Origin of the sequence: uncultured Caldilinea sp. (genome assembly GCF_937128415.1) — a bacterium.
GTDB lineage: Bacteria > Chloroflexota > Anaerolineae > Caldilineales > Caldilineaceae > Caldilinea.
Genome location: NZ_CAKZMJ010000058.1, coordinates 22,660 through 35,147, shown reverse-complemented (window position 1 = coordinate 35,147; position 12,488 = coordinate 22,660). Strand labels below are relative to the sequence as shown.

Genomic DNA, 12,488 nt, shown 5'->3' with positions numbered 1-12,488 from the left:
TCGGTCTCATGGCCCACGCCGGAGATGACCGGGATGGCGCTTGCGGCGACGGCGAGCGCCACCTGCTCGTCGTTGAACGCCCAGAGGTCTTCGATGCTGCCGCCTCCGCGCGCCAGAATCAGGGCGTCGATGCGCGCCGCTTCGTTGCTGTAGCGATTGGCCGCAGCGATGGCGGCGACGATGCCAGGCGGTGCGTCGCCGCCCTGCACAAGCGTGGGGAAAAGGATCACCTCCACCAGCGGCCAGCGCGCAGCGAGCGTGCGCAGAATATCGCGCAGCGCGGCGGCGTCCGGGCTGGTGACGACGCCGAGCCGCACAGGGAGCCGGGGCAGGGGCCGCTTGCGCGCTTCGTCGAACAGGCCGGCTGCGCGCAGGCGTTCTTTCAACGCCTCGAACTGGGCGTACAACTGGCCCCGACCGGCGGGCGTCAGGCGATGGGTGTAGAGCTGATAGGCGCCGTTCTCCGGGTAGACGCCGACGTAGCCATGGGCGATCACCTGGTCGCCCTCCCTGGGCAGCCAGCTCTGCGCCGACGCATTGCCCCGCCACATGACGGCGTTGATGGTGGCGCCTTCGTCTTTGAGCCGAAAGTAAATATGCCCACTGGCGGCGCGCCGCCAGTTGCTGACCTCGCCGATCACCTGCACATCGCGCAGCAGGTCGTCCTGCTCAAAGAGTTGGATGATGCGGGTGGTGAGTTTCGAGACGGTGAACAACATGCAAATTTCCCTCTTGCAGTTGGATAAAGCAAGCCTCTGCAATGTGAACGTTGTGCGCATTGTAACATAGGAGGGTGGACACAGCGCCCTTGTCGTGGGCCTTTAGCGGAAGGATGAAAGTCAAATCTGTGCTCTTGCGCAGAGCGCCGCCTCCGCTGCAACGTTGTAAGCTCCTGCTCTCCTGATGTCCTCATTCATCGGAGCGGGTTGTCCTTTTACAAATAAACTTGTCTCGGTACAATGGTGCGCATGTCGATGCACCTTGCAGAAAAGATTTTGCAAAAGATGATGCCGCTTGCAATTGGCTTAAGCCGCAAGGGCGCCGCGCCGCCGATAGAGCGGCGCGCCGGGCAGATCAAAGGCGCCGGAGTGCAGCCGTGAGCGCTGAGAGCTCTCGCCGCGCAGAGTTCTGGCGCGGCGTGCGGGCGACATTTCCGTTGGTCGTCGGCGCCATTCCGTTTGGGATTATCTTCGGCGCGCTGGCGGTGAACAGCGGCCTCAGCGCAGCCGCTGCAGCCGCCATGTCCGCCTTTGTCTTCGCCGGCTCCTCCCAATTCATCGCCGCCGGACTGGTCGGCGGGGGCGCCGGCGTCCTGCTCATCGTGATGACCACCTTTGTGGTGAATCTGCGCCACGCCCTCTACAGCGTGACGCTGGCGCCGTACATGAAGCATCTGCCGCAGCGTTGGCTGGCGCCGCTGGCCTTTTGGCTCACCGACGAGAGCTTTCTGGTCGTTGTCGAGCGCTATCGTCAGCCGGACGCCTCGCCCTACAAGCACTGGTTCTTTCTGGGATCGGCCCTTTTTATGTACACCAACTGGCAACTCTGCACCTGGATCGGCGTTTTCACCGGCCGCACGTTGCCCAATCCAGGCGGCTGGGGGTTGGACTTCGCCCTGATCGTCACCTTTATCGGCATGATCACTCCTGGGCTGCGCAGTCGACCGGTGGCGATGAGCGCGCTGGTCGCTGGCGCAACGGCGCTGCTGTTGGCGGGGCTGCCCAATCGGCTGGGGCTGATAGGGGCGACGCTGACGGGCGTCTTGGCCGGAGCGCTCACCGAGCGATGGATGGCTGCACACAGAACCGAGCCGTTGACGCCGCCGACGGCGGAACGCCTTCCTCCGCCATAACCGAAGGCTTCGAGCGGCGGTGCAATGCACCTGTAGCCACGCCGGAAACATGACATGATGTCCGGAGGCGCAATGTAAGCGACAATGGAGCGCGTATGATATGGAATGAAATCATTTTGGTGGCGAGCATGGCCGCCGTGACCTTCCTGATTCGCTGGCCGCCGCTTGCGTTGGTGAGCCGCATTGCGCTGCCGCAGCCGGTGGTGGACGCGTTGAAATTCATCCCGCCGGCGGTGCTGGCCGCCATCGTCGTCCCGGCGATGCTGACGCCGAACGGAACGCTCGACGTGCATCCAGGCAACGCCTATCTGGTGGCGGGCGCAGCTTCTGGCCTGCTGGCATGGCGCACGCGCAACCTGCTCGCCACCATCCTCTTCGGCATGATATTCTTTTTGATCTGGCGCCGGCTTTGGTAGACTGAGAATAACTCACGTGAAGGGCGAGTTTGCGAAGGCAGGCCGCACAACATGCGTGTCAACGGCGTCAATCTACATGTCGCGATGGCGGGCGCACAAGAGGGCCCGCTTGTCATTTTGTTGCATGGCTTTCCTGAATTCTGGTATGGCTGGCGCAAGCAATTGCCTGCGCTGGCGGCGGCCGGCTACCACGTCTGGGCGCCGGACCAGCGCGGCTACAATCGCAGCGACAAGCCGGCGGGCGTCTCCGCCTATCACATCGAGACCCTGGCGCGCGATGTCGTCGGCCTGATCGAGGCTTCAGGGCGCAAGCAGGTCTATCTCGCCGGCCACGACTGGGGGGCGGCGGTGGCATGGTGGGTGGCGGAGCGCTATCCGCATCTCGTCAAAAAGCTGGCGATCCTCAACGTCCCGCATCCGGCGGTGATGCGACGCACTGTGCTGGAGGACCCGGAGCAGCGCAAGAAGAGCTGGTATATCTTTTTCTTCCAACTGCCCTGGCTGCCGGAATATGCCCTGAGCCGCAACGACTACACCGACTTGATTCGCATGCTCAAAGGCAGCAGTCGACGGGGAACCTTCACCGACGACGACCTGCTGGCCTACAAGCAGGCGTGGTCGCAGCCGGGGGCGCTCACCGCCATGCTCAACTGGTATCGCGCGGCGGTTCGCTATCAGGCGCAAGCGGTCGAGCTGGGGCGCATCCGCGTCCCGACGCTGATGATCTGGGGCGCCAACGACATTGCGCTCGACCGCAAAATGGCCCAACCGAGCATCGACCTTTGCGACGAGGGGCGGCTCGTTTTCCTGGAGGAAGCCACGCATTGGGTGCAACATGAAGAGCCGGAGACGGTGAATCGACTGCTGATCGAATTCTTCGGAGAAAGCCGCTGATGGGCGCACATCGTTTTTCCGACCCCGTCTTCATCCGGCCTCGCTATGGGGAGGCCAGCTTCGCCGAGATTCCCGATTTCGTGGAGCATTTGCTCACAGGGCAGGGCGCTTCGCCGCTGCGGCCCGAAGGTTGGCGAGCGGCGAATCACCGCTTCACGCGCGTCATCACGCTGTTCATCGACGCTTTCGGCTGGCGCTTTTTCGAGCGCTTTCAGGAACACCCACTCATCCGACGCTTCGCCCGGCAGGGAGGCGTCGCCAGGCTCACCTCGCAGTTTCCTTCCACCACCAGCGCGCATGTGACGACGCTTTACACCGGCGTTCCGGTCGGACAGCACGGCGTCTATGAGTGGTTTTATTACGAGCCGAAAGTCGACGCCATGATTGCGCCGTTGCTCTTCTCCTTCGCCGGCGATGAAAAGCGCGACTCTCTGACGGAGCAAGGGGTGGAAGGCGCTGCGTTGCTGCCTGCGGGGCGGTTGGGACGGCGGCTGGCGATGCACGGCGTGCGGACTTATCTCGTGCAGCCGCGCGAATTCGCCAATTCGACCTACACCAAACAGATGGGCGAAGGTGCGCACACGATCCCCTACCTGACGATTCCAGAAGGGTTGGCGACCATGACGCAGACGCTGCGCCGCGCTCAAGAGCCGATGTGGCTGGTCGGCTACTTCGGCGCCTTCGACGCCGTCTGTCATGTGCACGGCCCCCGGCGCCTGCAAAGTCGCGCCGACCTGGAAGCCACGCTGGACGTCATCGAGCGCTGGCTGCAACGCGACATCCTGGGCCGCTTCAAGGACGCGTTGCTCATGATCATCGCCGACCATGGCCAGGTGGAGACCGACCCGAGAACCACGCTCTACCTGGATCAAACGCCCGGCTTCGAGAAGGTGCGCCCGCTGCTGCGCACCAACCGGCGTGGCGAAATCCTGGCGCCGGCCGGCTCTTGCCGCGACTTTTTTATTCACGCCTATGAGGAGCATCTCGACGAAGCGCAGGAGCTGTTATCCCGCATCGTCGGCGAGCGCGGGGAGGTGCGCCGCGTCGAGGAGATGATTGTACAGGGCTATTTCGGGCCGGGGCCGGTCTCGGAGACGTTTCGGGCGCGCGTGGGGAATCTTGTCATCCTGGCCTACCCCGGCGAAAGCGTCTACTGGTGGGGCGACGGGCGCTTCAAGCAGAAGTATTACGGCCATCACGGCGGATTGACGCCGCAGGAGATGGAGATTCCACTGTTATTGTTGCCCCTGGAGTGAACCGCTGTATCGGGCGAATTCCGACTCCCGTTGCAACGGCTCGTTGTCTTCTCCAAAAATCTTGCGATATACGTCGACGCCGTAGCTCGTCTCCAGTGGCTCGCCTTCCCGAAGCCGAAATGTTCGCGTTCCGTCCGGCAAGCGCTCCGCCCGAAGGAAGAGCGCGTCGGCTCGATCGTTCTCATAGAAACGCTGCGCCAATTCATACATGTGGGTGACATAGAACACCTTCACGCGTTTTTCGAGCAGGGCGCTGACGATCTGCCAGGCGATCTCCGAGCCTTCGCGTTCGTTCGTGGAGGCGAAGGACTCGTTGCACAAAAGCAGGGCATTGGGCGTGAGATGATCGACGATTGCGCTCATGCGCTGCAGCTCTTCCTGAAATTTCCCGCTCTCCAGCGTCTTATCTTCCGCGCGCTTGAAGTGTGTAAAAAGCGCTGTGCACACATTGGCGGAGAAAGACTCCGCCGGAACGAACATGCCGGCCTGCATCATCAGCTGTGCGACGCCGAGGCTGCGCAGAAAAGTGGTCTTTCCTCCCTGATTCGGGCCCGTGATGACGATCAGCTTTTTGCCGTCGGCGGCGACGTCGTTGCCGACCACCGCTTGCTGCATCGTCAACAACAGGGTGACGTCGTACAGATTGGTGCACGAGAGGCGCCGCTCCTGGACGGGCGCAGGCCGGGGAAAGGCGATCGGTGCGCCGAGCTGCTCCAGCGCTTCGTGCAAATTCAAACAGCCGAGATAGAAGGCCAGCTCGAATTGCAACACCTTGAAGAAACTCTCGATATGGTCGGCCGCCTGGGCGACGGCATTGGCTGCCCGCGCCACTCCCCGGTCGCGCAACTCTCCCAAAATTCTAGCGCCCGCCTCATCGCGAGGATGGAGCGTATATGAGTAGGTGGGCGACTTTCGCGTCAGCATGCGTTTGATCCAGGGTTGATCGGCGTTGTTCGGCTTGCGCAGGACATACTCCGCGCCTTCGTTCCCTGCGCCCAGCCGGGCGCTCAGCAACACGCCTTGCGGGAATCGCAACGCATTGACCTGTCGCTCGACGAGGGCGAGATAGGAATCATCAAGCTCCTGTTGAATCATCGTAAAAAAGCGACGAAAACCTCTGGAGGTGAATTGCTCTGCATACGCGTCGGCGATCCGCCGCAGCTCCCAGAGCAGATCCAGCGTAGCGGCCAGCATCTGCTGCGCGCTGTTCAAAATCGAGGCTGGAGGCGAATACCGCGTCGAAATCCACAGCCACTGCCGCCGTTTTCGCTCCATAAACTCCAGAGGAATGCGGTAGATTCGCCTGATCACGTCGGGGTGTTTCAGACAGTCTTGGAGAATTTCCTGACGATAGTGGATCACCGCCATGTCTTGCACGCCGGACAACAGAACTCGAGTCGATGCCCGAAACAGATGCTCGTCTCCTTTCGCCATCGCCTCGAGCAACACCTTCAACTCCAGATCTTGCACCAAATCTTCGGCCAGCGGCGGCAAGGGCTGGGACGCATCAAAATCCTGCTCAGGATACAGTAGAAAGACCTTCATCATGGATTCGCTCCTGAATGTCGTGATAGGTGAGACGATGTTTCTGGGCAAGAGAAAACGCGTACGCAAGGCCGTTGGCCGGTTGTCGGACGACCTTGAACGTGCGAATCGTCGGGTCTGTGGGATCGACCATCGCCACCATGCTGACGACCTTCTCGCTCATGGAAGCGAGCTCATCTAGAAACGTCACCCACCCGCAACGGGCGTCCAGGTCAATCACGCGCGCCATGACCTCCTTGCTCAAAAAAAGCGCGTCGTGCAACGCAGTGGAGGCGAAAGGCTCATTGAAGATGAGAATGCTCTGCGGAGTGGCCTGGCTCAAAATCTGATGGACGCGAAAAAGGTCGTCCTCCAGCTTGCCGCGTAGGTTGCGGATATCCTCCTCCGTTTCAAAATAGGTGAATAGCTTGTCGAACAGGACAAGGCGAGCCTCTCGCCCTGGGACAGGACAACCCAGGCTGGCCAGGTAGTGCAGCTGCCCAAACATACGCGCAAAGGTGGTTTTGCCGCCTTGATTAGGCCCGGTCACGACAAGGATGCGCTCCGGCGCGCGCAAAAAGAAATCGTTGCAGACGACGGTTCTTTCGCCTTGTCGCCGCATGCTGAGCGCAAGGGCCAGATCAAACCCTTCTCGCACATACGATTCTCTGCCCTCAGCGCTCACCTGCGGATAACAAAAAGGCAAGCCTTCGCGTCGAAAATCGCCGATGAACTCCAGATACGCAATATAAAACTGAATCTCTCGATCGAAAGCGCGGAGCGTTTCGTCGACAAATGGATTGTGGCGAGCGCAGAACTCCCGCAACGCGGCGAACGGCTCAGGATAGAGCCTCGCCACGAACTCCAGGATGATGGCCTCGATGTGGCTCATCCCGCTCCTTTGGGATAGCTTGACCAGATATTCCTCGGCTGCAGCCTGTTTGAACTTGGCGAAAGTGTTCTCCACTTCGACGCTGTAGTCCTCTTCCTCCTCATAGGGGCCCACTTTGAACTTGCCGTTCTCGATAATGACGCAGTATCGCACCTCCGACAGCGCCTTCTTCACCTGATCCGCCTCGTCGGCCAGCGACAAAAACGGCGAAGAACGCACATACTGCATCACGTAATCGCGGAACAGCCTCAGGCCGCGCGATCGGAAGCGGCTGTTTTCCAGATGACCGGCCAGCTTCTTCACGGCGTTGCAATAGACCAGCGCCGCTTCCAGAAACCACCCCTTTTTGTGCAGTTCAAAATCCAACTTCTCCACCATCGCCAGATAGCGGCGCACGACGCTCATCTGCTCGGCGAAGGCTCGCAGGATGACCATCAACGGTTCACTTTCGAGCTCGCGCATCACTTCCTGGCGATACAGAATGGTTTCCACATCGTGGAGAGGAGTCAAGAAGAACGGCTTCAGATCATATTCACGCTTGGGGGCGATGATGGCCTCGATCACTTGATCCAGGTGAAGATCGGAGAGGAACTGCAGCGCGTCTGGCGTCTTGGGCAGGACGCCATTGTGATCAAAAAGGATGCTTCCAAAGCTCATCGTTGCGCCTCCTGTTGCTTCTCCTCCGGCGAGGCAAAGAAAAAGCCTCTACGGAGGATTCACCAATCGGAATCGACTCAGTAGAGGCTATCAGCCAGGGCGGCGGTTTGAGGTGAGCCTCATCACCCGTATATACTGACTTTATTATAACTCACTTTCGCATTTCAACTGTCATCCATCTCTCAAAGATTTCTTAAGACGCAAGAATTGCTTGGCCTCTGGTTGGCCGCAGTGGTATACTCGCGTGCATAAAATGAGACGCCCAATCGCTCCCTTGAAGACCATGAGCGATTCTCTGTAAACCAAAAGGGGTGGCGACCATGCCCATCAGCACATCTTCGTTCGGCGACGAACGCGACAATCTATATCGAGAATTTCAAAGCGCAGAGCGCTATGAACGCGAGACGCTTTCGTTTGCCGGCGTCACGCCGGCCCAGGCGGAAACCTATCTGAAACGGCTCGGCGGCGGCGTCGAGGAGAAACTGCGTCGCGTGGAGGGGATCGGATGGTTCGCCGAGATCGCGGAAACCGAGGGCGGCGTCGATGTCACCTTTGCGGCCCACGATGAACTCCTCGATGATCTGATTCGCCGCTTTGAAGAGTGGGTCGAGCGGGAGAGCGCATAGGTCTATGCAACGTTCAGAGGCGTCGCCTTTCAAGGCCACCGCGCGCGCGGGCAGCAACATTGCCTTTATCAAATACTGGGGCGTAGCCGACCCCCGCCTCAACATCCCCCTGAACAACTCCATCAGCATGACGCTCGGCGCGCTGCATACGACGACGACGGTCGAGTGGGACGTCGCCGGTCGTTTGAGCGCCGACGAGATCACGATCGACGGAGAGCGCGCCGCAGGCCCAAAGGCGGAGCGCGTGATCTGTCACCTCGATCTGATTCGCCACCTGGCCGGCGACCGTCGCTTCCGGGCGTGCGTCGTCAGCCGCAACAACTTTCCGATGGCGTCCGGCATCGCTTCGTCCGCCAGCGCTTTCGCAGCGTTGACTGTGGCGGCCTGCACGGCCATCGGCCTGTCGCTCGACCGCACGCGGCTTTCGGCCATCGCCCGTCGCGGCAGCGGCTCGGCCAGCCGCAGCATTTTCGGCGGTTATGTGGAATGGGAGCGGGGGAACGACGACGCCACCAGCGTGGCGCGCCAGCTCTTTCCGGCGGAACACTGGGCCTTACGCGACGTGGTGGCGGTCATCAGCACGGCGGAGAAGGCCGTGAGCAGCCAAAACGGTCACGCTCTGGCGCTGACCAGCCCCTTCAACGCCGCCCGCGTGGACGCGGTGTACACGATGCTGCAGGAAGTGCGCAACGCCATCGCCCTGCGCGAACTGGAGCGCCTTGGCCCCTTGATCGAACAGGATGCGCTCGCCATGCACGCCGTAATGATGACGAGCCGCCCCAGCCTGCTCTACTGGCAGCCGGGCACGCTCGAGGTGTTGCATGCGGTGCGGCGCTGGCGCGAAGAAGATGGACTGCCCGTCTATTTCACCATCGACGCCGGGCCAAACGTCCATCTTCTCTGCGAGCCAGCCTTCGAGCGCGAGCTGCTCAGACGCCTCCAGACGCTGAGCAGCGTGCGCACCGTCATCACGAGCGGACCGGGAGGGGACGCCGAAGTGATCGATCAGCATCTATTCTGAAAGATTCTGCGATCGAGACGACATAGGCGCCGATCACAGGGTTCCCTTCCACCAGCCTGAAATGAAAACAACGCCCTCCGCTTAACTCCAGCATAAACTCGTTGGCCGGGATCGGCGGGTCGAACAGATCGCGTTCGCCGTCGCAGATGCGCAGCGCAATGCGCTCGCCTTCGTCCAATATTGTGCATTGGGCCCGCGCCAGCCAGACGCCGTCTGCGTACACGCTCCCTTCGTTGTGCAACATTTTGCGTTTCATCCTTCTCTCTGTTCTGTGTCGGTTGCCGTTGCAGGTTCTCTCTCAGTGTAAAAGCGGGGAGGGTGAAAAGCGATGCAACGCGCCACCGGTGGCCTGTGCACTATCGCACACCTTGCGTAGCCATCACCCATGTCCAACTGGATCATAGCCCTGGCTGCGTTGATGATGCGTTGATTCAAACGTAGTGAATGTCGGCCCGCATAAAAAGGCAGGGCAACATGGGCCTCGCCGCCTTAAATTCTTTTTTGCAGACACCGTCAGATTCCACTATCATAGTGACCTGCCTCAAGCATAGGCTTCCATTCTTCCATTTCATGAGACAGTAAGGAGCAACTTGCACCATGCAGACCAACCATCTGTCGATCGAAGGCCAGACCATCGCCTATACGGCCAGCTCTGGCGAAGGATTCGCCGCCTTGCTCATCCATGGGAACTCCTCATCGAGGCGCGCGTATCAGCGCCAGCTCGACAGTGAACTGGGCCGAACTCATAAACTGGTTGCGATCGATATGCCCGGCTTTGGCGATTCACAGCCGGTCGCCGATCCGGAGAAACATCTGGGCGTCGCCAACTGGGGGCGCCTCGTCGTCAAGGTTGCAGAGGCGCTGAACCTCGGCGAGCTGGCGCTGGTGGGCTGGAGCCTGGGCGGCCACGTGGCGCTGGAGGCGGCGGAAGATTTGCCGGGCTGCAAAGGCGTGCTGATCTTCGGCACGCCGCCTTTCGCCTTCCCGCCCGACATGGAAGCCGGCTTCTTCCCCCATCCCGCCATGTCGGCTGCCTTCACCGCAGACCTCAGCGAAGCGGACATGAAGGCGTTTCACGACGTCTTCTTTGCGCCGGGCTACGACCCCGGCGACACCCGCTTCATCGAAGACCTGCGCCGCGCCGATGGACGCGCTCGCGCCGCCGTCGCCGGCAGCATTCGGCCAGGCGGCTACAAGGACGAGGTGGAGGTCGTGCGCAATTTGCGCGTGCCGCTGGCCGTCCTCCATGGCGCAGAGGAGCAGGTGGTGCGACTCTCATACTTCGACGCCATCTCCATGCCGACGCTCTGGCGCGGGGCGGTGCAGGTGATTCCGGGCGCAGGTCACGCGCCGCAATGGGAGACGCCGGAGGTCTTCAACAGCCTGCTCGGCGAATTTTTGGCGGATTGCGCTGCGCAGCAATAGGATCGCAGAATCGGCGCCGCAGAGACGCAGAGGGCGCAAGGATGCCGGAGGATAAGCGTCTGCGCCCTTTGCTCCTTGCGGTGGGGTTGAACTTCATTCTCCAACCGGGCGGTCTTTGCAAAAATCGGCGCTGAAATTTGCACATCCAGGCGATTTTTGCTATATTTTAATTGTCTCGCAAGGCTCACTAGCTCAATTGGTAGAGCAGCTGACTCTTAATCAGCGGGTTCCAGGTTCGAGTCCTGGGTGAGTCACTCTCATAGAATGTTTTTGCGGAGCCGTCTCATTGGGTGGATGCACTTCCTGTCAGAAGTCATCACCTCTTTTTTCTTTTAAGGTCTCGGCGCGCTGAATCAAGCGCAGCTACGCGCTAATCCACACGAAAATTCACCATCCGTGAAAAGATCTTCCCATGAGGATGAAAATGCGCACCGACTACGCCGACGTCAGTTTCTGGCTGGCCATTGCGCCTGCGTATCAGCCGAACGCGCCTCTGCAGGGAACAGTCGAGGCGGACGTCGCCATCATCGGCGGCGGCTTCACCGGTCTCTCGACGGCCTATCACCTGCTCAAAGCGGAGCCCAGTATGAAGGTGGCGGTGCTCGAACGCGAGATTGTCGGCTTCGGCGCCAGCGGGCGCAACGGCTCTTTCGCCATGACGCTGATGGGGCTGGGCATCGACGTGATGGCGCTGCTCAAAGGCAAACAGGCGGCGCTGGAGGGCCATCGCTACATGGAGCGCGCCGTCGATCGGCTTAGCGAACTGGTCGAAACGCATCGGCTGGACTGCGACTACATTCGCCCTGGTTTTCTGCGCATGGCGACCGTTCCCGCCCATGTGCGCAAGATTCAAAAGCAGATCGAGCTATGTCATAAGCTCGGCGTCACCGGCATCGAATGGTTGGATCGAGACGCTGCGCAGGCCCAGGTTCGCTCCGAGCGCTATCTCGGCGCCTGGTGGGAGCCGCGGCTGGCGCTGATCCATCCGGTGAAACTGGTGCGCGAAATGAAGCGCATCGCCGAGGAGCTGGGCGCACACGTCTACGAGCACAGCCCGGTGCTGGAAATTACGCGGGGCGAGCGCCTGCTGCTGAAAACGCCAGGTGGTCAGGTGCAGGCGCGCAAGCTGGCCTTCGCCACCAATGCCTATTCGCATCTCTTCCCCATGCTGCGGCGCAAGCAGATCCCCGCCTGGACGTACATGATCGCCACGGAGCCGCTCTCCAAGCAGCAACTGGCGGCCATCGGCTGGCGAAACCGCCAGGGTATGGAGGATGCGCGCAACCTCATCCACTACTATCGTCTGACGCCGGACAACCGCCTGCTGATGGGGGGCGGGCCGGTCGGGCTTTCCTTCGGCGAAGACATGGAGCGAGACGCCAATCCTCACGCATGGCGCCACCTGGAGGAGCACATCGCCTGGCTTTTTCCCGCTCTGAAAGGCGTGCGCGTCACCCATCGCTGGGGCGGCCCCTTCTCCGTCACGCTCGACCTGACCCCTGCGCTTGGCTACCTTGGCGATCATCGCGTCGTCTACGCCGTCGGCTGCATCGGTCACGGCGTCTCTATGAGCCAACTCAACGGACAGACGCTCACCGATCTCCTCCTGGAGCGCCGCACCGACCTGACCGATTGCTTTATTGTCAACCGTCGCGTCCTCCCCTGGCCGCCGGAGCCATTGCGCCTGGGCTTGAGCCTCGCCCTGCGCAGCTATCTCCAGGCGGAGGATTGGTGGCATGAGCGCGGTCGGACAGCGCATTGATCAACGAAAAGGTTGAACGCATCCTATGGTGTTGCATGTTTCGTGGCGCGTCACGAAACACGCAACACGCAGCGCCCCTGGGAACAACGGTCTTCACCAAATGATCAGCAAATGATCAGCGAAATGCCGCTTGCGGCAAATTCTGACCTTTGCTACGATTGAG

Annotated in this window: 12 protein-coding genes, 1 tRNA gene and 1 riboswitch; of the genes, 9 read left to right on the top strand and 4 right to left on the bottom strand. The window is 60.9% G+C overall.

All coding sequences use genetic code 11. The features are described 5' to 3' along the window. The coding region (gene xseA / locus Q0367_RS09290) for an exodeoxyribonuclease VII large subunit (protein WP_298981780.1) at positions 1 to 719 on the bottom strand (719 nt) is incomplete at its 3' end. Positions 720 to 1,096: 377 nt separating this feature from the next. Between xseA and Q0367_RS09285 the strand changes: the two genes are divergently transcribed. The 4 genes from Q0367_RS09285 to Q0367_RS09270 all read left to right on the top strand — a co-directional run bounded on the left by Q0367_RS09285 (position 1,097) and on the right by Q0367_RS09270 (position 4,418). Then, the gene (locus tag Q0367_RS09285) at positions 1,097 to 1,852 is read left to right on the top strand and encodes an AzlC family ABC transporter permease (protein ID WP_298981778.1); all 756 of its coding nucleotides are present in this window, start codon (positions 1,097 to 1,099) and stop codon (positions 1,850 to 1,852) included. A 95-nt stretch (positions 1,853 to 1,947) separates the two neighbouring features. Further along, complete coding sequence (locus Q0367_RS09280; RefSeq protein WP_297636585.1) at positions 1,948 to 2,268, top strand: AzlD domain-containing protein; 321 nt, start codon at positions 1,948 to 1,950, stop codon at positions 2,266 to 2,268. A gap of 51 nt (positions 2,269 to 2,319) precedes the next feature. Further along, entirely contained in the window at positions 2,320 to 3,162 is an 843-nt protein-coding gene (locus tag Q0367_RS09275; RefSeq protein ID WP_298981775.1) for an alpha/beta fold hydrolase, read from the top strand. Next, positions 3,162 to 4,418 (top strand): alkaline phosphatase family protein, encoded by a 1,257-nt coding sequence (locus tag Q0367_RS09270; protein ID WP_298981773.1) that lies wholly within the window; start codon positions 3,162 to 3,164, stop codon positions 4,416 to 4,418. Before Q0367_RS09275 ends, Q0367_RS09270 begins: the two co-directional genes overlap by 1 nt. Here Q0367_RS09270 and Q0367_RS09265 read toward each other — a convergent pair. Both Q0367_RS09265 and Q0367_RS09260 read right to left on the bottom strand, forming a co-directional pair. Further along, positions 4,398 to 5,963, bottom strand: a complete 1,566-nt coding sequence (locus Q0367_RS09265) for a MutS-related protein (protein ID WP_363325850.1) — start codon at positions 5,961 to 5,963, stop codon at positions 4,398 to 4,400. The genes Q0367_RS09270 and Q0367_RS09265 overlap by 21 nt on opposite strands. Then, positions 5,938 to 7,491, bottom strand: coding sequence for a MutS-related protein (locus Q0367_RS09260; RefSeq protein WP_298981768.1), 1,554 nt, complete (start codon positions 7,489 to 7,491; stop codon positions 5,938 to 5,940). Before Q0367_RS09260 ends, Q0367_RS09265 begins: the two co-directional genes overlap by 26 nt. Positions 7,492 to 7,565: 74 nt before the next feature. Next, a riboswitch (Fluoride riboswitch) is annotated at positions 7,566 to 7,627 on the bottom strand. Between the two features lie 184 nt (positions 7,628 to 7,811). On the opposite strand from Q0367_RS09260, the gene Q0367_RS09255 reads away from it, so the two are divergent. Together Q0367_RS09255 and mvaD are read left to right on the top strand one after the other, a co-directional pair. Then, positions 7,812 to 8,117, top strand: coding sequence for a hypothetical protein (locus tag Q0367_RS09255; RefSeq protein WP_297636600.1), 306 nt, complete (start codon positions 7,812 to 7,814; stop codon positions 8,115 to 8,117). A 4-nt stretch (positions 8,118 to 8,121) separates the two neighbouring features. Then, positions 8,122 to 9,138 carry a diphosphomevalonate decarboxylase gene (mvaD, locus tag Q0367_RS09250; RefSeq protein WP_298981766.1) on the top strand — a complete coding sequence of 339 codons (1,017 nt, stop codon included), beginning with the start codon at positions 8,122 to 8,124 and terminating at the stop codon, positions 9,136 to 9,138. Here mvaD and Q0367_RS09245 read toward each other — a convergent pair. Further along, the gene (locus Q0367_RS09245) at positions 9,086 to 9,394 is read right to left on the bottom strand and encodes a hypothetical protein (protein WP_298981764.1); all 309 of its coding nucleotides are present in this window, start codon (positions 9,392 to 9,394) and stop codon (positions 9,086 to 9,088) included. The two genes, mvaD and Q0367_RS09245, sit on opposite strands and share 53 nt — an antisense overlap. A 341-nt stretch (positions 9,395 to 9,735) precedes the next feature. Here Q0367_RS09245 and Q0367_RS09240 point away from each other — a divergent pair, with 341 nt between their 5' ends. The 3 genes from Q0367_RS09240 to Q0367_RS09230 all read left to right on the top strand — a co-directional run bounded on the left by Q0367_RS09240 (position 9,736) and on the right by Q0367_RS09230 (position 12,325). Next, the gene (locus Q0367_RS09240; protein ID WP_297636608.1) at positions 9,736 to 10,563 is read left to right on the top strand and encodes an alpha/beta fold hydrolase; all 828 of its coding nucleotides are present in this window, start codon (positions 9,736 to 9,738) and stop codon (positions 10,561 to 10,563) included. Between the two features lie 181 nt (positions 10,564 to 10,744). Continuing rightward, positions 10,745 to 10,817: transfer RNA gene (locus tag Q0367_RS09235), tRNA-Lys, on the top strand. Between the two features lie 158 nt (positions 10,818 to 10,975). Continuing rightward, positions 10,976 to 12,325: an FAD-binding oxidoreductase gene (locus Q0367_RS09230; protein ID WP_298981761.1), complete on the top strand. Its 1,350-nt coding sequence runs from the start codon at positions 10,976 to 10,978 to the stop codon at positions 12,323 to 12,325. Positions 12,326 to 12,488 lie beyond the last annotated feature (163 nt).

Excerpts from the sequence above, each read along its gene's own strand:
- Q0367_RS09280 (WP_297636585.1), top strand. The coding sequence starts at position 1,948 with ATGATATGGAATGAAATCATTTTGGTGGCGAGCATGGCCGCCGTGACC.
- Q0367_RS09275 (WP_298981775.1), top strand. The coding sequence starts at position 2,320 with ATGCGTGTCAACGGCGTCAATCTACATGTCGCGATGGCGGGCGCACAA.
- Q0367_RS09270 (WP_298981773.1), top strand. The coding sequence starts at position 3,162 with ATGGGCGCACATCGTTTTTCCGACCCCGTCTTCATCCGGCCTCGCTAT.
- Q0367_RS09265 (WP_363325850.1), bottom strand. The coding sequence starts at position 5,963 with ATGAAGGTCTTTCTACTGTATCCTGAGCAGGATTTTGATGCGTCCCAG.
- Q0367_RS09260 (WP_298981768.1), bottom strand. The coding sequence starts at position 7,491 with ATGAGCTTTGGAAGCATCCTTTTTGATCACAATGGCGTCCTGCCCAAG.
- Q0367_RS09255 (WP_297636600.1), top strand. The coding sequence starts at position 7,812 with ATGCCCATCAGCACATCTTCGTTCGGCGACGAACGCGACAATCTATAT.
- mvaD (WP_298981766.1), top strand. The coding sequence starts at position 8,122 with ATGCAACGTTCAGAGGCGTCGCCTTTCAAGGCCACCGCGCGCGCGGGC.
- Q0367_RS09245 (WP_298981764.1), bottom strand. The coding sequence starts at position 9,394 with ATGAAACGCAAAATGTTGCACAACGAAGGGAGCGTGTACGCAGACGGC.
- Q0367_RS09240 (WP_297636608.1), top strand. The coding sequence starts at position 9,736 with ATGCAGACCAACCATCTGTCGATCGAAGGCCAGACCATCGCCTATACG.
- Q0367_RS09230 (WP_298981761.1), top strand. The coding sequence starts at position 10,976 with ATGAGGATGAAAATGCGCACCGACTACGCCGACGTCAGTTTCTGGCTG.